This window comes from Halorussus halobius, from assembly GCF_004765805.1.
Taxonomy (GTDB): domain Archaea; phylum Halobacteriota; class Halobacteria; order Halobacteriales; family Haladaptataceae; genus Halorussus; species Halorussus halobius.
Window position 1 is genome coordinate 123,098 of record NZ_SBIU01000006.1, and the last position, 19,407, is coordinate 142,504.

Annotated in this window: 20 protein-coding genes; 13 read left to right on the forward strand and 7 right to left on the reverse strand. The window is 66.5% G+C overall.

Annotated elements, in window-relative coordinates; translation table 11 throughout:
- Positions 1-129 precede the first annotated feature (129 nt).
- Positions 130-2,673, forward strand: coding sequence for a DNA topoisomerase I (locus tag EPL03_RS16640; RefSeq protein WP_135830468.1), 2,544 nt, complete (start codon positions 130-132; stop codon positions 2,671-2,673).
- Between the two features lie 21 nt (positions 2,674-2,694).
- On the opposite strand, the gene EPL03_RS16645 is transcribed toward EPL03_RS16640, so the two are convergent.
- The 3 genes from EPL03_RS16645 to EPL03_RS16655 form a co-directional block, all read right to left on the reverse strand.
- On the reverse strand, positions 2,695-3,357 hold the full coding sequence (locus EPL03_RS16645) for a hypothetical protein (RefSeq protein ID WP_135830469.1): 663 nt from the start codon (positions 3,355-3,357) through the stop codon (positions 2,695-2,697).
- Positions 3,354-3,962 carry a hypothetical protein gene (locus EPL03_RS16650; protein ID WP_135830470.1) on the reverse strand — a complete coding sequence of 203 codons (609 nt, stop codon included), beginning with the start codon at positions 3,960-3,962 and terminating at the stop codon, positions 3,354-3,356. Before EPL03_RS16650 ends, EPL03_RS16645 begins: the two co-directional genes overlap by 4 nt.
- A gap of 93 nt (positions 3,963-4,055) precedes the next feature.
- Complete coding sequence (locus EPL03_RS16655; RefSeq protein WP_210425028.1) at positions 4,056-5,030, reverse strand: metal-dependent hydrolase; 975 nt, start codon at positions 5,028-5,030, stop codon at positions 4,056-4,058.
- A gap of 522 nt (positions 5,031-5,552) precedes the next feature.
- Here EPL03_RS16655 and EPL03_RS16660 point away from each other — a divergent pair.
- Positions 5,553-6,743: a pyridoxal-phosphate-dependent aminotransferase family protein gene (locus EPL03_RS16660; protein ID WP_135830471.1), complete on the forward strand. Its 1,191-nt coding sequence runs from the start codon at positions 5,553-5,555 to the stop codon at positions 6,741-6,743.
- A 63-nt stretch (positions 6,744-6,806) separates the two neighbouring features.
- On the opposite strand, the gene EPL03_RS16665 is transcribed toward EPL03_RS16660, so the two are convergent.
- Together EPL03_RS16665 and EPL03_RS16670 are read right to left on the reverse strand one after the other, a co-directional pair.
- The gene (locus tag EPL03_RS16665; RefSeq protein WP_135830472.1) at positions 6,807-7,127 is read right to left on the reverse strand and encodes a DUF7116 family protein; all 321 of its coding nucleotides are present in this window, start codon (positions 7,125-7,127) and stop codon (positions 6,807-6,809) included.
- Positions 7,128-7,285: 158 nt separating this feature from the next.
- Positions 7,286-7,789, reverse strand: coding sequence for a GNAT family N-acetyltransferase (locus EPL03_RS16670; RefSeq protein WP_135830473.1), 504 nt, complete (start codon positions 7,787-7,789; stop codon positions 7,286-7,288).
- A 136-nt stretch (positions 7,790-7,925) separates the two neighbouring features.
- Between EPL03_RS16670 and EPL03_RS16675 the strand changes: the two genes are divergently transcribed.
- The 7 genes from EPL03_RS16675 to EPL03_RS16705 all read left to right on the forward strand — a co-directional run bounded on the left by EPL03_RS16675 (position 7,926) and on the right by EPL03_RS16705 (position 14,707).
- A complete protein-coding gene (locus EPL03_RS16675) occupies positions 7,926-8,360 on the forward strand; it encodes an archease (protein ID WP_135830474.1) in 435 nt (144 codons plus the stop codon).
- A 77-nt stretch (positions 8,361-8,437) separates the two neighbouring features.
- The gene (locus EPL03_RS16680; RefSeq protein WP_244605298.1) at positions 8,438-9,562 is read left to right on the forward strand and encodes a DoxX family protein; all 1,125 of its coding nucleotides are present in this window, start codon (positions 8,438-8,440) and stop codon (positions 9,560-9,562) included.
- 52 nt (positions 9,563-9,614) lie between these two features.
- Complete coding sequence (locus EPL03_RS16685) at positions 9,615-11,093, forward strand: RtcB family protein (protein WP_135830475.1); 1,479 nt, start codon at positions 9,615-9,617, stop codon at positions 11,091-11,093.
- Positions 11,094-11,159: 66 nt separating this feature from the next.
- Positions 11,160-11,408 (forward strand): hypothetical protein, encoded by a 249-nt coding sequence (locus tag EPL03_RS16690; RefSeq protein WP_135830476.1) that lies wholly within the window; start codon positions 11,160-11,162, stop codon positions 11,406-11,408.
- Between the two features lie 108 nt (positions 11,409-11,516).
- A complete protein-coding gene (locus tag EPL03_RS16695) occupies positions 11,517-11,675 on the forward strand; it encodes a ribbon-helix-helix protein, CopG family (protein ID WP_135830477.1) in 159 nt (52 codons plus the stop codon).
- A gap of 459 nt (positions 11,676-12,134) precedes the next feature.
- Complete coding sequence (locus tag EPL03_RS16700; RefSeq protein ID WP_135830478.1) at positions 12,135-12,986, forward strand: translation initiation factor eIF-2B; 852 nt, start codon at positions 12,135-12,137, stop codon at positions 12,984-12,986.
- A 77-nt stretch (positions 12,987-13,063) separates the two neighbouring features.
- Positions 13,064-14,707 (forward strand): hypothetical protein, encoded by a 1,644-nt coding sequence (locus EPL03_RS16705; protein WP_135830479.1) that lies wholly within the window; start codon positions 13,064-13,066, stop codon positions 14,705-14,707.
- A 188-nt stretch (positions 14,708-14,895) separates the two neighbouring features.
- On the opposite strand, the gene EPL03_RS16710 is transcribed toward EPL03_RS16705, so the two are convergent.
- Positions 14,896-16,005 carry a Gfo/Idh/MocA family protein gene (locus EPL03_RS16710; protein WP_135830480.1) on the reverse strand — a complete coding sequence of 370 codons (1,110 nt, stop codon included), beginning with the start codon at positions 16,003-16,005 and terminating at the stop codon, positions 14,896-14,898.
- Positions 16,006-16,082: 77 nt separating this feature from the next.
- Complete coding sequence (locus tag EPL03_RS16715; RefSeq protein ID WP_135830481.1) at positions 16,083-16,463, reverse strand: DUF7522 family protein; 381 nt, start codon at positions 16,461-16,463, stop codon at positions 16,083-16,085.
- A 125-nt stretch (positions 16,464-16,588) separates the two neighbouring features.
- Here EPL03_RS16715 and EPL03_RS16720 point away from each other — a divergent pair, with 125 nt between their 5' ends.
- From EPL03_RS16720 to EPL03_RS16735, 4 genes are all read left to right on the forward strand, one after another.
- Positions 16,589-16,861 (forward strand): Sec-independent protein translocase subunit TatA/TatB, encoded by a 273-nt coding sequence (locus EPL03_RS16720; protein ID WP_135830482.1) that lies wholly within the window; start codon positions 16,589-16,591, stop codon positions 16,859-16,861.
- A 140-nt stretch (positions 16,862-17,001) separates the two neighbouring features.
- Positions 17,002-18,426, forward strand: a complete 1,425-nt coding sequence (gene sufB, locus EPL03_RS16725; RefSeq protein WP_135830483.1) for a Fe-S cluster assembly protein SufB — start codon at positions 17,002-17,004, stop codon at positions 18,424-18,426.
- Positions 18,427-18,501: 75 nt separating this feature from the next.
- Positions 18,502-18,867 carry a DUF7344 domain-containing protein gene (locus EPL03_RS16730; protein ID WP_135830484.1) on the forward strand — a complete coding sequence of 122 codons (366 nt, stop codon included), beginning with the start codon at positions 18,502-18,504 and terminating at the stop codon, positions 18,865-18,867.
- A gap of 48 nt (positions 18,868-18,915) precedes the next feature.
- Positions 18,916-19,110, forward strand: a complete 195-nt coding sequence (locus tag EPL03_RS16735) for a hypothetical protein (protein WP_135830485.1) — start codon at positions 18,916-18,918, stop codon at positions 19,108-19,110.
- The last annotated feature ends 297 nt before the right edge of the window (positions 19,111-19,407 follow it).

The following is a 19,407-nucleotide window of genomic DNA, read 5'->3' on the forward strand; positions in this document are numbered from 1 at the left end:
CCGTCGCCGCGCCGGGTTGCGGTTTCCTCGGCGAAAGCTTTACCCCCACAGTTGTCCTACCGGGGACACGATGACCGACCAGCGACCCCCGGAGCGGCACCTGAACTCCCCCGTTCCCGGAGGTGAGGGATGGAACTGATAATCACCGAGAAGGACAACGCCGCCAGACGCATCGCGGACATCTTGAGCGGCCAGTCCGCCGAGGCCGACCGCCGGAACGGCGTCAACGTCTACGAGTGGGGCGGCCGCCGGTGCATCGGCCTCTCGGGCCACGTCGTCGGCGTCGACTTCCCCGACGAGTACAACGACTGGCGCGACGTCGAACCCGTCGAACTCATCGACGCGCCCATCGAGAAGAAAGCGACCAAGGAGAACATCGTCCGGACGCTGCGCCTGCTCGCTCGGAAGGCCGACGCGGTGACTATAGCGACCGACTACGACCGCGAGGGCGAACTCATCGGCAAGGAGGCGTGGGAACTCGTGCGCGAGGTCAACGACGACGTGCCCATCAAGCGCGTGCGGTTCTCCTCGATCACCGACAACGAGGTGACCGAGGCGTTCGAGAACCCCGACGAACTGGACTTCGACCTGGCGGCCGCCGGCGAGGCCCGCCAGGAGATAGACCTCATCTGGGGCGCGGCGCTCACCCGGTTCCTCTCGCTGTCGGCGCGCCAACTCGGCGAGGACTTCATCTCGGTGGGCCGGGTCCAGTCGCCCACCCTCAAACTCATCGTGGACCGCGAGCGCGAGATAGAGGCGTTCGACCCCGAGGACTACTGGGAACTGTTCGCCGACCTGCGGAAGGCGGCCGACGCGGCGGCCGAGGCGAACGAGGCCGACGAGGACGCGACTGCGGCGTTCGAGTCCCAGTACTTCTATCTGGACGACGACGACAACGAGGCCGAGCGCGTCTGGGACGAGGACGCCGCAACGGCGGCGTTCGATGCGCTCGACTCGGCCAGCGAGGCCATCGTCGAGCGCGTCTCGCGGCGCACCCGGACCGACGACCCGCCGGCACCGTTCGACACCACGCAGTTCATCCGCGCGGCCGGGAGCCTCGGCTACTCGGCCCAGCGCGCCATGAGCATCGCCGAGGACCTCTACACGGCGGGGTACGTCACCTACCCGCGAACCGACAACACGGTGTACCCCGACGACCTCGACCCCGAAGAGCTACTCGACACGTTCGCGGGCGACCACCGCTTCAGCGACGACGCCGAGGCGCTGCTCGAACTCGACGACGTCACGCCCACGGAGGGCGACGAGGAGACCACCGACCACCCGCCCATCCACCCGACCGAGGACGTGCCCGCGCCCGGCGACCTGAGCGACGACGAGTGGGAGGTGTACGAACTCGTCGTCCGGCGGTTTTTCGCCACGGTGGCGGAATCCGCGCGGTGGGAACACCTCAAGGTCGTGGCGAGCGTGGCGGCAGACGGCACCGACCACCGGCTCAAGTCCAACGGCAAGCGCCTCGTGAAGGAGGGGTATCACGCGGTGTACCCGTACTTCAGCACCAGCGAGAACTACGTGCCCGACGTGACCGAGGGCGAGGCGTTGGCGCTGTCGGACGCCCGCATCGAGGACAAACAGACCCAGCCGCCACGGCGGTACGGCCAGTCGCGGCTCATCGAGACCATGGAGCAGATGGGCGTCGGGACGAAGGCGACCCGCCACGAGACCATCGAGAAGCTCTACGACCGCGGCTACGTCGAGGGCGACCCGCCCAGACCGACCCAGTTGGCGAAAGCGGTCGTGACGGCGGCCGAGGAGTTCGCCGAGTTGGTGGTCAGCGAGGAGATGACCGCCGAACTGGAGGAGGACATGACCGCCATCGCGGAGGGCGAGGCCGACCTCTCGGAGGTGGCCGACGACTCCCGGGAGTACCTCGAACGCGTGTTCGAGGAGTTACGGGACTCCCGGGAGGAGGTCGGCGACCTGCTGCGGGAGTCGCTGAAGGCCGACAAGACCCTCGGCCCCTGCCCGGAGTCCGACGACGAACTCCTCGTCCGCCAGAGCCGCAACGGCTCGTACTTCGTGGGCTGTGACGGCTATCCGGACTGCGAGTACACCCTGCCGCTGCCCAACACGGGCAAGCCGCTCATCCTCGACGAGGAGTGCGACGACCACGGCCTCCATCACGTGAAGATGCTCGCGGGCCGCCAGACGTTCGTCCACGGCTGTCCGCTCTGCAAGGCCGAGGAAGCCGAGGAGGCCGACGACGAGGTCATCGGCGAGTGTCCCGACTGCGGTGGGGACGAGGGAGGGGAGCTGGCGATAAAGCACCTCCAGAACGGCTCGCGGCTCGTCGGCTGTACCCGGTATCCCGACTGCGACTACTCGCTCCCGCTGCCCCGCCGAGGCGACATCGAGGTGACCGACGACCGCTGCGACGAGCACGACCTGCCGGAGCTCGTGGTCCACAGCGGCGACGAGCCGTGGGAACTGGGCTGTCCCATCTGCAACTACCGTGAGTTCAAGGCCCGCGAGAGCGAGTCGGGGACCGACCTCGAATCGCTCGACGGCATCGGCGCGAAGACCGCCGAGAAGCTGGCCGACGCGGGCGTCGAGAGCCTCGACGACCTCAAGGACGCGGAGGTCGAGACGGTGGCCTCGGAGGTCAGCGGCGTGAGCGAGGACAGACTTCGCGGCTGGCAGGCGAAGGCCGACTGACCGCTCGCAGGCGCTTTTCGGTCAGTCCGACCTGCGCGCCCGGCCGTCGAGCTGGTCTTCGAGCGCGCCGACCACGTCGGTCAGGTACGCCGTCCCCCAGATGGCGACGATGACGCCGCCGACCGTGTCGAACATGAGGTCGCGCATCGTGTCCTCCAGCCCGTACTGGGTCAGGACCGAGTCGACGCCGACTATCGAGGCGAGGCCGGCCACGCCGAACTCGAGGACCTCCCAGACGACGCCGAACGCCATCACGAACAGCAGGATGAACACGAACATGAACTTCGGCGGGAGTTCGACGTCGTCGCTGTGCTGGTCGATGGCGCGCGTCGTGGCGTAGCCGATGGCCGCCACCAGCGACGCCGAGAGGGTGTGGGTGACGCTGTCCCACCCGATGCCCATCACCATCGCGCGGCTCTGGTACGGGCCGAGCGTGCCGACCGCGTGGAGGAACACCGCGCTGGTTATCCAGAGCGTGAGGCCGGCGTCCATCGGGATGTCGTAGTCGCGTTCGAGGAGCGCCGGCAGGAACGTGACCGCGAGCGCGACTATCGCGTTGACCATCGTGCCGATGCTGCCCCGGACGAGGCCGAGGACGAAGACGCCGACCAGCACCAGCTCCATCACGCGGGTCAACTGGCCCTGTCGGCGCTCGGAGATGCGGAGGACGTCGCGGACCCTCATCGGCCATCACCCACGCCGTCGGGGAGTCGCGGCGCGACTCGCGCGACCCGCCGGAAGTACCACTCGAAGAGCACGCCCGCCACCCCGCCGACGACGGTGGCGGCCACGAAGTCCCACATCAGCCGGTGTTCGCTGTGGAGGAACGCCGTCCCGAGGTAGACGTCCGAGAGCCACTGGACCACCGACCACGCGCCGACGGTCGCTATCGTGGCGACGACCACGAACAGCACCGCGAACCACGCGGTCATCCTGACCGACGTGAACGCGTGGAGTTCGACGGCGACGATGAGCGCCAGCGCCGCCACCGAGAGGTAGGTCGCGACCCGCGAGGTCGCCACCATCGTCGACAGCGTCCGACCGAGTATCGGGAACGCGGCGAGCGCGAGCACCTCCCACGGGAGCATTACGGACCAGTCGCGGTTGGCGGCGGCCGGAATCAGCGCCAGCGCCACGACGAACGCCGCGAATCCCGCCCACAGCAGGTTCCCGAGCAGGAAGCTGGCGACCGCGACGAGCGAGAGGAACGCCACCAACGCCCAGCCGAGACCGGCGTTGATTCGCTCGTCCTCCACGATTCGGTCGAGGGTACCCGCTGGACGGCTCATAGCTGGTGCTATGCAACCCCGGGACAAGAAAGCACAGGTCGTGCGCGCGACCGCGGTCGCCGGCCCGGCGTCGCGGACGTCGCACCGAGGCGCTCACCCCGCAGGAAACAGCACGTAGGCCAGCGCGTACGACACCGCGGCGATGCTGACCGCCCCGAGTCCCGTCATGCCCCACGTGATGGTCTCGTGCCACTCCGCCGACAGCAGCGGTCGCGAGGGCAGGAGCCGCGGCGCGACGCCGACGATGGCCAGCGCGAGTATCGTGAACACGAAGTGATACGACACCTGCAGCGTGGGCGCGGGCATCGCCACCACGGCGATGGCGTAGGCGACGCCCACGGCCGCGCGGGCGTCCAGATGCGCGAAGACGCCCCGGTCCGTGACATGGAGGTAGACGAGCCCGGCGAACCAGATGGTCGCGAGTTCGACCCCGAACACCGCGAGCAGGTTGAGCGTCGGGTCGGCCGACAGGACCACCCGGTCGGCCAACATGCCGGGGTTCGCGGCGACGCCGCCCGGTAGCCACTCGTCGAGCGGGTAGAACAGGCGGGGCGGCGCGCCCGTGAACACGTCGCCGAACGGGTGGGAAAGCAGGCCGAGCAGTCCCGCGACCAGCAGGTCCCTCGCTCCGAGGTCCGTCCACCGGTCGGCGGCGAGCGAGACCGCGACGCCCGCGAGCAGGAACGCCAGCATGACGGCCCCGCCGAGCAGGTCGCTCGCGAGGAACGCGAGCGCGACCAGCCCGGACAGGACCAGCGCGGCCGCCATCCGACCCCGGTTCGACGCGGCCCAGGCGAACCCGACCGCCGCTATCGGCCCGACCACCAGCGAATGGGTGATCGAGCGGTGGACGACGTTGGAGGTCTCCCAGAACAGTTCGGGGAACGCCCGCGCGCCGGTGGGGTCGAGCTGCGCGAGGCCGAACGCCGCGTACAGCATGTCGACGTCCGGTATCGTGGCGAACGCGCCCGCCACGACGCCGAACGCCAGCGCGCGCTCGGCCGGCCACCGCCGCGCGGCTACGGCGGTCCCGAGTGCGAACGCCACCATCGCGTGCCCGACCATCATGGAGTCGAGGGTTGGCTCCGGTCGGATATAAGCCTCTTCCTCTCGAAGACGAGTTCTCGAAAACGTGAACGCGCGCGAAGTCGCACCGAACGGACGGCTCGGAACGCCGCGCGAGCGGTCGCGACCGGACGGGCGGTCTCCCCGTTCGCGGCCCGCGGGTCGACCGGTCGGACCGACCTCCCCCGATATCGGTCCGGTCCGGGTCGACCGCGGGACGCAACCGCCGTCGGTCGCGACCCCAGTAGCGATTCCCGCTGGTCCGGTCGTGCCGTTTCGGCCCGTCTCGCCCGTCGGACGCGCCCCCGTCGCGTCCGTCGGGGCGACTACTCGTAGGCCGGACGACCGGATAAACTGGTGCGACCGTTTCCTCCGTTCAATCCGGGAAACAGTCGGTTTCGAGCCGCTCGCCCGAGCCATTCGGGCCCAACGCCGGGTTACGTTCCGGCGTCGCCGGCCAACGCCGGCATAACGCGACCTGCCGCGTGGCAACCGTTTAAGTGACCGGACGGGGAAGGTCGTCGCATGGGAGACAAACCGCAGGTAGGCGAACTGACGCCGCCGGACAGGACGCTCATGGGGCCCGGGCCGAGCGAGGTCCACCCGCGGGTGCTCCGGGCGATGAGCACGCCGCTGGTCGGCCACCTCGACCCCTCGTTCGTCGAGATCATGGACGAGGTCCAGGAGCTGCTACGGTACACCTTCCGGACCGACAACCAGTGGACCATCCCGGTGTCGGGCACCGGGTCGGCCGCGATGGAGGCCGCCATCGGCAACGTGGTCGAACCTGGCGACACGATGCTCGTCCCGACCAACGGCTACTTCGGCGGCCGGATGGCGTCGATGGCCGAGCGCGCCGGGGGCGAGGTCGTCGAGGTCGACGCGCCGTGGGGCGAGCCGCTCGACCCCGACGACGTGGCCGACGCCCTCGCGGCCCACGACCCCGACGTGTTCGGGTTCGTCCACGCCGAGACCAGCACGGGCGTCCGCCAGCCCGACGTGCCCGAACTCACGGCGGCGGCCCACGACCACGACGCGCTCGTCGTCGCCGACAGCGTGACCTCGCTCGGCGGCGTCGAGCTGCGCGTCGACGAGTGGGACGTCGACGTGGCCTACTCCGGGCCCCAGAAGTGCCTGTCGTGTCCGCCGGGCGCGAGCCCGCTCACGCTCAACGACCGCGCCATGGACAAGGTGCTGGACCGCGACGAGCCCGCCCGGTCGTGGTACCTCGACCTCTCGCTGCTCGAAGGATACTGGGGCGACGAGCGCGCGTACCACCACACCGCACCCATCACGAACGTCTACGCGCTCCGGGAGGCGCTCCGGCTCGTCGCCGAGGAGGGCATCGAGGAACGCTGGGAGCGCCACCGCGAGGTCGCCGGCGCGCTCAAGGCCGGCGTCGAGGCGATGGGACTGGAGATGAACGCGCCCGACGACTACTGGCTGCCGAGCCTCAACGCGGTCCGGGTGCCCGAGGGCGTCGTCGACACCGACGTCACCGACTACCTCATCGACCAGTACGACCTCGAGATCGCGACCGGGCTGGGCGACCTCGACGGCGACATCTTCCGCATCGGCTGCATGGGCCACTCGGCCCGGCCCGAGACGGTGTCGTATCTGATGGCGGCGCTGGGCGACGCGCTCGACGCGCAGGGCGCGGACGTCGACGTGCAGGCGGGCCTGGCCGCGACCGCGGAGAAACTGGGCGAGCGATAGCGCGACCGCTCGGAGTCGCTTTCTCGACGGAGAAGTCGGTCGGAAAGACCGGCTGCCGGCGTCTCAGACCGCCGGTGCCGAGGTGGAGGGTGCGCGAACTACCTCGTAGTCACCACACTCTCGAACGCCGATGACGGCCCACTCGTAGTCGAGGTCGGCCGCTCGAAGCTCCCGCCGGAGGTCGGGGGCGTCCTCGTCCCACGTTACGAAACAGCGGAGGTCGCCCTCGTCGGGCGCGTCCGCTGCGTCGGCCAGCGACGTCACGCGGACTGCGCGCCACTTTCGCTCGGCGAGCAACTCGTCCCCGTCGCCGCAGACGGAGTAGCCGAGGTCGCTGAAGATGGTCCGAGCCCGTTCGATGGGTGGTGTGCTAACAGTGGCCATCCACGCGGTCCTACTCCGGGTGAGGTAATAAACCTTGGTACCCAGTGTCTCATTCTATCTGACTAACCCGACGGTCGCGAGCGGTGCCCGACCAGACGCGGCCGTTCGGGCCGACTGCGGCCTCGCGATGGCGTCCCCCGCGTCGAACGCTCCGCGACTCAGCCCCGAACGAACTCCGAGAGCTTCTCGGCGATGCCGCCGGTCCTGCCGAGCTTGAGGTAGTAGGCGTCGCCGCCGTCCTCGTAGTAGTTCGGGACGTGGCGCTCGACCTCGAAGCCGAGGTGCTCGTAGAAGCCAAGCGCCTGCTCGTTGCTCGCGCGGGCGTGGCAGGTCACGGCGTCGTGGGCGTCGGCCACGCGGCCGACGAGACGCTTTCCCATGCCCTCGCCGCGGAACTCGGGGTCGACCGCCAGAAAGAGGATGTAGCCGTCGCGCCGGACGGCGGCGAACCCCATCACGCGCTCGTCGCTCTCCCGGTCGGGGCGGGTCTCGGTGGTGACGAACAGGTAGACGGTCGAGCGTCGGTACGCGTCGGTGAAGAATCCCTTGCGCTGTTTCAGCACGCCGTCCTCGTTCCGGATGCGCTGCTTGAGCTGCCACGCCTCCTCGACGTAGCTCCCGTCACCCGGTCGGGCGATCTCCGAATCGACGTTGACGCTCACTACTCCCGCGTAGGTCCGTGGCCAATATAATTCCACCGCCCGTGGTCGGCTCGGCCGCGACCGCGGACCGCCGTGCGGGCCCGGACGCCGCGGCCGGATGGGGAAGCCTTTCCGGGTGCGCTCCGTTCGCCCCGACATGGGGTACGAACTCCGCGACCACACCGCGGACGTGGCGGTCGAAGCGACCGGCCCGACGCTCGGGGCGACGTTCGCCGCGGCGGCCGACGGGATGGCCGCGGCCATGTGCGACGGGATTCCCGACGCGGGCGGCGAGCGCTTCGCGGTCGCGGTGCGAGCCGAGAGCCGCGAGGCGCTACTGTTCGACTACCTCGACGAACTCATCTACCAGCGCGACGTGCGCGGCGTCCTCCCGGTCGACAACGACGCCGAAGTCCGCGACCCCGGTGGCGACGCCCCGAACCGGGACGGCGAGTGGGCCCTCTCGGGGACCGCCCGCGGCGTCGACCTCGCGGGGCTGGGCGCGCGCGACCTCAAGGCCGTCACCTACTCCGAGATGGCGCTCGAAGCGGTCGACGACGGCTGGCGCGCGTACGTCGTCTTCGACGTTTGAGGCGACGTACCGCGTGATTCGGACGGGCCGGCGCGGGGGCCGCGACGTTTACGGCTCCTCGGCCCTTCGACGCCGACGTGAACTGGCGACGATTCGCCGCCGCGGTCGGCCTCGCGGGACTGCTCGTTCCGGGCACCGCCAGCGCCCACGTCGACTACGTGGTCGACAGCGCGGCCGACGTCGGAAACGCGCTCGGCTTCCTCGCGGACGTACTTTCGGAGCCGACCAACGCCGCGCTCGTGGGCGGCGGCGGGGTCGCGGTCGTGGTCGCGGCGCTGGCGTACCTCCGATTCAGGCCCCTGGCGCGCGACCTCGACGTCCTCCGGGTGACGCTCCGGGGGTACGACGACCTCGTGCCGTGGATGCTCCGGCTCTCGGTCGGACTCCCGTTGGTCGGGGCGGGCTTCTCGGGCTACTTGTTCAGCCCGGCCGTGCTCGCGGACGCTCGCGTCCTGCAGCTCGCGGTCGGCTTCCTCCTGCTGTTCGGACTGGCGACCCGGCTCGCGGCGCTGGTCGGGCTCGGGGCCTATCTGGTCGGCCTGCTCGGCGAGCCGACGCTGCTGCTCGCCGGCGAGTACGTCGGCGGGTTGGTCGCGATCGCCCTGCTCGGGAGCGGGCGACCCAGCGCCGACCAACTCCTCCAGCGCGTGGCCGACGCCGAGGGGACGCTGTACGGCCGGCTCGACCCGGTCCACCGCGCGGCGGCGTGGCTCAACCGCGCGGCCGACCCGTACGAGGCGTACGCGCCGACGCTGGTTCGACTCGCGCTCGGGTTCAACTTCTTCTATCTGGGGTTCACCCAGAAGCTGTTCGCGCCCGGACCGGCGCTCGCAGTGGTCGAGAAGTACGACCTGACCGCCGTGGTGCCGGTCGACCCCGGCCTCTGGGTCGTCGGCGCGGGCCTGACCGAGATGGCGGTCGGTCTCGCGCTGTTCGCCGGCCTGTTCACCCGCGCGACCGCCGCCACCGCGTTCACGATGCTGACGCTCACGCTGTTCGGCCTGCCCGACGACCCCGTGCTGGCCCACGTCACCCTGTTCGGGATGGTGTCGATGCTGTTCATCACTGGGCCGGGTCCGCTCGCGGTCGACGGCTGGCTCCGCGACCGTCTGCCCGTCGGCGCGTCGCGCCCGCGGCGGGGCGCGGACCCGCCGTCCGGCGGGGGCGACGCCGACGCGTCCCGCCCCGAAGCCGACGCGTGAGCGGGCGACGACATGGCGAAACGTATTCCGGTCGGGCGACCAACCACCGGGTATGACCGCGAGCGACGACCCGACTACCTACGACGCGGGCGACGTGACGCTCCACGAGGTCCGCGAACACGTCTGGGAGATACCGAAGGACGGCGACATGCGCGTCCCGGCGCGGGTGCTCGCCAGCGAGCAACTGCTCGACCAGATTTCCGACGACGAGACGCTCCAGCAGTTGAAGAACTCCACGCACCTGCCGGGCGTCCGGAAGTACAACGTCTGCATGCCCGACGGTCATCAGGGGTACGGTTTCCCGGTCGGCGGCGTGGCCGGCATCGACGCCGAGGACGGCTGCATCTCGCCCGGCGCTATCGGCTACGACATCAACTGCGGCGTCCGGATGGTGAAGACGGACCTCTCGTACGAGGACGTGCGCGGCCGCGAGGCGGAACTGGTCGACGCCCTCTTCGCGAACGTCCCGTCGGGGCTCGGCGGCGGCGGCATCGTCGACGGCGACATCGACGCCATCGAGGCCATCCTCGACCGGGGGATGGAGTGGGCGCTCGAAGAGGGCTGGGCGGTCGAGGCGGACCTCGCCCACTGCGAAGACGGGGGCGTCCGCCACGACTCGGACCCCGCGAAGGTTCCCCAGAAGGCCAAAGACAGGGGGAAGAACCAGATCGGCAGTCTGGGGTCGGGCAACCACTTCCTCGAGGTCCAACGCGTGACCGACACGTATCTGGACGACGTGGCCGACGCCTACGGGCTTGAGGAAGGCCAGATAGTCGTCCTCATCCACTGCGGGAGCCGAGGGCTCGGCCATCAGGTCTGCACCGAGTACCTCCGGGACATCGAGAAGGCCCACGCGGGACTGCTCTCCCGGCTTCCGGACAAGGAACTCGCGGCCGCGCCCGCCGGGAGCCAGCTCGCCGAGGACTACTACGGCGCGATGTGCGCGGCCATCAACTTCGCGTGGGTCAACCGCCAGCTCATCATGCACCGCACCCGGCAGGTGTTCGAGAAGGTGTTCGGGAGCGACTGGGAGACGCTCGGGATGGACCTGCTGTACGACGTGGCCCACAACATCGCCAAGAAGGAGGTTCACACCGTGGAGAACGGCGAGGAGCGCGAACTCTACGTCCACCGGAAGGGCGCGACCAGAGCCTTCCCCGCAGGCCATCCCGAGGTCCCCGGCGCGTACTGCGACGTGGGCCAACCCGTCATCATCCCCGGGAGCATGGGGGCGGGCAGCTACGTCCTCCGTGGCGGCGAGGCGTCGATGGCCGAGACGTTCGGTTCGACGGCCCACGGCGCGGGCCGGACCATGAGCCGCACGCAGGCCAAGCGCGACTACTGGGGCGGCGACGTGCAGGACGAACTGGAGCAAGAGCACATCTACGTCAAAGCTCAGAGCGGGGCCACCGTGGCGGAGGAGGCTCCGGGCGTCTACAAGGACGTCGACGAGGTGGTCCGGGTGTCGGACGCGCTCGGCATCGGCGACAGGGTCGCGCGGACGTATCCGGTCTGCAACATCAAGGGGTAGCGGCTCGGGGGCGTCGTTTCCGACGCCGGAGCAGGTTTGATGTAGCGCCCGACCGATTCCGGAGGCATGGCCCTCTTCGAGATGGTCGTGGTGTTCGTCGTCGGACTGCTCGCCGGCACCGTGGTCCGGTGGGTCGCGGGGCTGGCGGCCGTCGTCGCGCTCGTCCTCGCGGTCCTCGGGTTCGCGACGCCCGAGATCGGTCTCGTGACCTACGTCCTCGACCAGTACTACCTCGGCAACGAACTCCTGTTCGTCGCGGGCTTCCTGTTCGGCATCGACGCCCAGCGCACGAAGGAGGCGGTCGAAGAGCGCTGAGTCGCCGGACGAGAGCCGCCAGAACTATCGGTTCGAGAGAATGTTGCCGTCGCGTCACGCGTCCGTCTGACGGATTTATTTGTGTCCGTATCTCGGTGTGTTCCCAATATGCAACGGGACCACCTCGACATGGAGACGGTGACCGTGGAGTTCGCCGCCGAGGAACTCGACGAGATAGACGACGTCGCGTTTCGCCACCATCGGGACAACCGCGAGGCCGCGATCCGGGACCTGCTCGACGAGTGGCTCAAGTCCCGCGAGGAGTGACGAGGTGGCTGTCGAGGGTCGTCGCCTCGGTACCGGGCGGTTTCGGCTTCGAGTCCGCGCCTTTTCGATACCGCGAATCTGCGCTGGAAACGCTCGGATGGCCGATTCGTCCGTCCTGTTGCGGTGGCGCGCGCGAGTAACGCGCGCGAGGGAGGGACCGCGTTCATGCGGTCCCGAGGCTGGGGAGGCGTGGGGTCCCTGCTGTGCGGTGCGGTACTCATCGGTCGAGGGAGACGCTAGCTTCAAACTGGCTCGAACGAGAACAGACGACGTCTCGGTGCTAGCTTCGGCCGAGACCTCGGAGTCACAGTACCGCACAACAACGCACAGCACCGCATGCGCCGGACCGGCGGCTCACCGAGCGTAGTCGGAGAGTATCGCCGAGCGCAGTCGGAAGGCGGAACCGACAGCCCGGGTCGAGAAGCAAGACCTTTGGCCCGCGCCGGACACCTTTCGAACATGATAGACGAGACGGTCGAGGAGATTCGGGAGATGCAGACCCACAGTTCCTCGGTGGTCGCGGTGAAGGCCGCCCGCGCGCTGGCGGGCCTGCTCGACCGCGAGTTCGCCTCGATAGCGGACTTCGAGCGCGACCTCGAACGCAACTCCTCGGCGCTCCGGCGGGCCAACCCCTCCCACGCGTCGCTGGTGACCACCCAGCGCGCGGTCGTCTCGATGGTCACCGACGCCGACCACGGCTCGGTCGCCGACGCGAAAGAGAGCCTCCAGTCCGCGATAGACGACGTGGTCGAGCAGGTCGAGACCGCAAAGCGCCGGGCCGCCGAGAACGCGCTGGCGCTCGTGCCCGACGGCGCGACGATTCTGACCCACGACTACTCCTCGACCGTGCTGGAGACCATCGAGCGCGCGGTCGCCGACGGGCGGTATCTGACGGTGTACGTCACCGAGGCTCGACCGCGATACCTCGGCCGCAAGACGGCTCGCACGCTCGCCGCGATGGACCGCGTGGACGCCCACCTCATCGTCGACGGGGCGTCGGGCCACTTCCTGCCGGACTGCGACCGCGTGCTGCTCGGGATGGACTGCATCGTCGACGACACCCTCTACAACCGCGTGGGCACCTTCCCGCTGGCCGCGACCGCCGCGCAGGTCGACGTGCCCGTGACCGTGATCGGCTCGTCGGCAAAGCTGGTCGGCGAGGGGTTCCGCTTCGAAAACGACTTCCGGTCGCCCAGCGAGGTGCTGCTCGAACCCGCAGAGGGCTTCGCCATCGAGAACCCCGCCTACGACGCGACGCCGACCGACCTGCTCGACTCGGTGGTCACCGACGAGGGCGTTCGGGAGTTCTGAGCCGGACTGAGTCGAGTCGCCTCCTCCGTGACGAATTGCTCCGTCTATCAGCCAGCTTTTTATCAGCGAGTGATAATATGGAGCCAACAGAGTCGACACCGATGGACAAATCTCACCGCGGAGTTCTCGACTCGGCCGCTTCCCGCCGGGGCAAGGGACAACCAAATCGCCGGACAGTCCTCCGAAGCATTGGAGTAGCGATAACCACTGTACTCGCTGGTTGTAGCGGGGAGGAACCTGAAGAGTCGGCGGAGCCACCCGAAACGACGCACTGGACGACTACAACGACAGTCAATCGGGAGGCGACAGTAACGGTTCGGGACCACGAAAATCGCAATCTCCTTCCCATCGTTACCGAGGACAACAGAGAGCGCAGTGCCCGAATCAAAGCTAAGGTTAAGGATTTGGACGGAATCGAGTCCATCGTTGTCCGTTTCGATAACGGACACATGGATCAGCCAAAGCAGGTCCATGAGGATTCAGGTGGTGGAGAGCAAATACCTGTCGTATATGACCTTCCACAGAGACTGATTGGCCCCGGCGAAAACACGTTCACCACGAGAGTTACCGATCAGAAGGAGCGGACACAGCAATACACCTCCACATTCACCCCTGAAACCCAGACCTGGAAAGTAGACACACCACACTCAGACTACTCCACAGACAGAAAATGGGACAACCTCCAATTCAACCAGCCACTGGAAGCATTCAACGGAAACACCATCAAAGAACAACAGGAAATCTGGAACGACGAAATGGTGTACCCAACGCTAATTGCTGATCTCCGAGACGGAGACAAACAACAAATACAAGAACAGTACAAAGGAAGCAAGTACGGAAGCAGCGTTGAATACCCTAACTCTGAGGAAGACGACGGGACATGGAACCTAAACGACTTCCAAAACACCGACAGAATACAGGAAATACTCAGCTTCGGAAGAAACGCACTCCACGTACACTACCTCGAAAACAATTTCACTAACTGGAGTACGGAAAACGACCACCTCGCATCAACACTCCAAAAAATCTGTAACGAACTCCACGACGAAAACCCGGACAACGAAAACATAATCGAAACCACATACGTCAACGAAGGCAACCACGGAACAGTAATGGCCTACGCAGACCCAGAAAAAACAGATACAGAATACACCCACTTCGACGGCGAAACACACGGAGAGTTCAACTGGTGGTTCGTCGACACAACAGACAACTGGACCCTACCAATCAACAACGATGAAACAAAAGTACCTCCAGGCGCCAGAGGAGGATACAACGCATTCATCCAAGGCTACAAAGGAGAAGAACAAGTAAGCGACACTTCAAGAATACAAACATACGAACAAGAGAAAAAGATAGCAGTACATCCACTTCTCGGGTTCATCGATCGAAGCGACACAGAACAGATAGACAAAACAGCTATCTCTATCAGTGACCCGGTACTCGAACAGATTTACAACAAACATATTCCGGAAGGCGAATCAGGTGACCCAATTATCGATATGGCGATGAAAGCCAGCCAACTACAGATAGAAACCGGAGAACACGTCCAAGTCTACGGCGACAACCTAGAATACAACGAAGAGGATGAAGTGTTCGAAGGCGTAGAGTACGCAATCAATGAAGGAAACATCTACAGCCTCCACAACATGAGTATGGATGCGGAAACACGGTTGACGAAGGACCGTGTTGACAGGTTCCTCGAAGAAGCCGCCGCATAAGTAATCTACCGCTCGCCCATCCACATATTCTAATTAGAAACTATTGAGATTCTAATCCCCATATAAACCATTTGGCCTACAGATTTTATTGTTATTTATAAAGGATCTCTCCCGGAAGAGTTGGTCAGGGACCGTTTCAGTTCGCGGAGCCAACGACGCCGTCTAAGATGGTGACGAATCCGAATAAGTCACTCCACCTCGACCCACTCCCCGTGCTCGTCGCTCTCCTGAATCGCCGCCAGTGCGCGCTGGACCGCCAGTCCGTCCGCGAAGTCCGGCTGATAGTCCTCAGACTCTCCCGCCACTGCCGACAAGAACTCGTAGTTCTCGTGGACGAAGGTGTGCTCCCAGCCGATGACGTGGCCCGGCGGCCACCAGTGCTCGACGTACGGGTCGTCCTCGTCGGTGACCAGAATCGTCTGATACCCACGGTCGCCCTCCCGCAGGACCTCCAGTTCGTTCAGTCGCTCCAGCGAGAACTTCAGACTGCCCTTCGAGCCGTGGACCTCGATTGCGTGGTCGTTCTTGTGGCCCGTCGCGAACCGCGAGGCCTCGAACGTCGCCATCACGCCGCCCGCCAGTTCGGCCTGCGCGGAGTAGGCGTCGTCGACCGTGACCTCGCGCGTCTCGTCTGAATCTTCCACGGGTCGCTCGTCGACGAACGTCCGGCAGTGCCCCGAGACGCGCTCGACGTCGCCGACGAGGAAGCGCGCGAGGTCGAGGGTGTGTGCGCCCAGATCGCCCAGCGCGCCGCTGCCGGCCATCTCGGCGTCGTTGCGCCACGACCACGGCTCCTCGGGGTCGACCAGCCAGTCCTGCAGGTAGCGCCCCCGGAAATGTCGAATCTCGCCGAGTTCGCCCGCGTCGATGAGGTTCTTCGCGTACTGGATGGCCGGCACGAACCGGTAGTTGAACGCGGTGGCGGTCGGGACTCCGTCCCCTGCCTTCTCGGCCGCCGCGGCCATTCGCTCGGCGCTTTCGAGGTCGTTGGCAAGGGGTTTCTCGCAGAGGACCGGCGTGCCGGCCTCCAGCGCGCCGATAGAGGGCTCGGCGTGGACGTGGTTCGGCCCGAGGTTGTAGAAGGCGTCGACCTCGTCGACCACGTCGCGCCAGTCGGTCGCCGTCCGCTCGAAGCCGAGCCGGTCGGCCGCGTCCGCGAGCGCGTCCTCGTCGCGACCGACCAACACGCTGCGTTCGACCTCCGGTGCCTCCGGGAAGAACATCGGCAGGCGAGCGAGCGCGTTCGCGTGGGCCTTGCCCATGAACCGATAGCCGAGAACTCCGACGCTGAGCGTCATGCTCTGCGTTTGGTCGGGGAGGGGTTTAGTATTTCAGGAACGAGTTAATCGTCGGCGTATCGGAGCGACGAGAGCCCTCACGACTCCGCGTCGGCCAGCACCGACCGCACCGCCGAGGCCAACTCCTCGAACTGGCCCATCCCCATCTCGTCGGTGGTGACGAACGCGCCGTGGTCGCCGACGATGACCCGCGTGAGGTAGCCCCGCTCGAACGCCCGGACCGTGAACAGGTACTCGCCGAGTTCGCTCGTATCGTAGTCGGTCTGGGTCCGGAACCCCAGTCGCTCGTCGTCGGCGAAGCCCACGATGTCCGCGCCCGCTTCGAGGTCCTCGCGGAGGTAGAGCTGTTGCTCGTCGGCTTCGGTGAAGTACGTCACGCTCCGGAGTTCGTCGCCGACCGAGGTGCGACAGCTACTGGTCAACTGCTCGGCGAGGTCGTCGGATGCTACGTCCCCCATGACAGCCGTAACGACGACCTGTGGAAAAGAACTGTCGGCGCTCGCAGGTCGCGGTCGGTCGGCCCGCACGCGGTCGCCCCACGTGGGGAAAAGCCTACAAGTGAGGAGGCGGTCGCTGAAGATAGATGGTAGAGATGATTCCACTGTTCGGACCGATTCCGGGCGGGATGGAGATGATGGTGATACTCCTCATCGCCGTCCTGCTGTTCGGCGCGAACAAGATTCCAAAACTGGCGCGCTCGACCGGCGAAGCGATGGGCGAGTTCAAGAAGGGTCGCCAAGAGATAGAGACCGAACTCGAAGAGATGACCGACCCCGACGTGAGTCCCTCCGAGTCGGAGGTCAGTCGGACCGACGCCAGCGTCGACGCCGACGCGAGCGACACCAGCGAAGCCTAACGACGACCACGACCGAGCCGTCGCCCGGTCGAATCGCAACCGAAATTACCACACCGAGGGACGCTCCGTAACGATTTCCGGTTTCTTCGACGCCGCGTTCGACCCCGTAGTTAAGGCGCTTCGGTACCACGTACGAGTACATGAGTAGCGAAGAGCTTCAGGACACCAACACGGAGGAGCGGTTCGCGTTCAAGAAAGAGGAGCACTCGGCGGTGCGGTCGGAGAAGGGGTTGACCGAGGAGGTCGTGCGCCTCATCAGCGAGGACAAAGACGAGCCCGAGTGGATGCTCGACCGACGCCTCCGGGCCTTAGAGCACTGGCAGGAGATGCCGCTGCCGACCGACTGGCCAGGCCAACCCGACCTGACCGAGCTGGACGTCGAGGAGATCGTACCCTACATTCGGCCGGACGTCGACAAACGTTCGGGCGCGGACGACTGGGAGGACCTGCCCGACGAAATCCAGGACACCTTCGAGAAACTCGGCATCCCGGACGCCGAGCGCGAAGCCCTCTCGGGCGTGGGTGCCCAGTACGAGTCCGAGGTCGTCTACCAGAACATGCAGGAACGCTGGGAGGAGAAAGGCGTCGTGTTCTGCAACATGGACGAAGCCGTCCAAGAACACGAAGACCTCGTCAAAGAGCACTTCATGACGTCGTGTGTCCCCCCGAGCGACAACAAGTTCGCGGCCTTGCACGGCGCCGTCTGGTCGGGCGGCAGTTTCGTGTACGTCCCCGAGGACGTGACGGTCAACATGCCCGTCCAGGCGTACTTCCGGATGAACAGCGAGGGGATGGGCCAGTTCGAACACACCCTCATCATCGCGGAACCCGGCAGCGAGGTCCACTACATCGAAGGCTGTTCGGCTCCGAAGTACGGCACGCACAACCTCCACAGTGGCGGCGTCGAGGTGTTCGTGGGCGAGGACGCCCACGTCCAGTACAGTACGGTCCAAAACTGGTCGAAGAACACGTTCAACCTCAACACCAAGCGCGCGCTCGTCGAATCGGGCGGGCGGATGGAGTGGGTGTCCGGCAGTATGGGCTCGAAAGCCACGATGCTGTACCCCTGCACCATCCTGAAGGGTCGCGGGGCGAGCGCGAACAACATCACCATCGCGTTCGCGGGCGAAGGCCAGAACATCGACACGGGCGCAAAAGTCTACCACAACGCCCCCGACACCAACTCCACCATCGAATCCAAGTCCATCAGTAAGGACGGTGGGCGGACGAACTATCGCGGTCTCGTCCACATCTCGGAGGGCGCGGAGAACGCCTCGACGAGCGTGGAGTGTGACGCGTTGATGTTCGACAACGAGTCGACCAGCGATACGATGCCGTACATGGAGATCGACGAGTCGAAGGTCGACGTCGCCCACGAAGCCACCGTCGGGAAGATCGGCGACGAGGACGTGTTCTACCTCCAATCGCGGGGGTTGGACGACGACGACGCCAAGCAGATGATCGTCTCTGGGTTCATCGAACCCATCACCGAGGAACTCCCCATCGAGTACGCCGTCGAACTCAATCGCCTCATCGAACTCGAAATGGAGGGCAGTCTGGGGTAGACCGCCGCACGGCGCGATTCCCGCTCCGTCGCCCGAATGCGATAGCTGTTTAAGCGAGAAGGAAAATCGTCGGATATGACCGGCGATTCCGCCGCGAGCGAGGACGACCGCGGCGGGCCGCCCGGAATCGACGAGGTGCTCACGCTTCTCAGCGACCGATATCGCCGCCACGCGCTCGCCTGCCTCGACGGCCTGCCCGACCCCGTGGCGCTCGAGGACCTGACCGACCAGGTCGCCGGCCGGGAGTTCCAGCAGCCCCCCGACAGAGTGTCGATGATAACCCGGACCCACATCGCGACCGCGCTCCACCACACTCACCTCCCGAAGTTGGAGGAGGCGGGCATCATCACCTACGACGACGACGCGGGGCAGGTAACCGAAATCACCATCCGGGAGCCGCTCACTGGCTTTCTCGACAAGGTGCGACGCCACGAGGGCTGAAGGTCGGCCACCACAACCCCAAAGTCGCTCTCTCCCGTCGGGGTGGGTATGGACGAACGAACCGACGCCGGCGGCTCGTCGTTCGGTCGCATCGCACTCCTCGCGCTCGCGTTCGCCGCGGGCTACGTCCTCGGCTCGCGACGCGGCGGGCCGTCGACCGAGTGGCAGGACGCCGACAGCGAGCCGACCGAGATAACCATCGAGGACGGACAGGGCGAACCGCCCGAGGAGAGCGAGGAGTAAGGAATTGGGTGTTCCGCGTCGTCGGTGCGTCAGTGAGAGGTGAGCCGTTCTGGCTCCGAGCTGGTCCGTTAGACGTAGGATTCGAGTTGCTACTACTGCTTGAGCCGAGGAGTCACCGCACAGCACCGCAGCTTGCAGCATCGCGACCGCCCGGCACCGCATCCGCCCGGCACCGCGACCGCATCCGCCCGGCACCGCGACCGCATCCGCCCGGCACCGCGACCGCACAGCAGGAGCCTCACGCCTCCCCAGCCTCGGCGACCGCATAAACGCGGTCGCCTCCCTCGCACGTTTTGG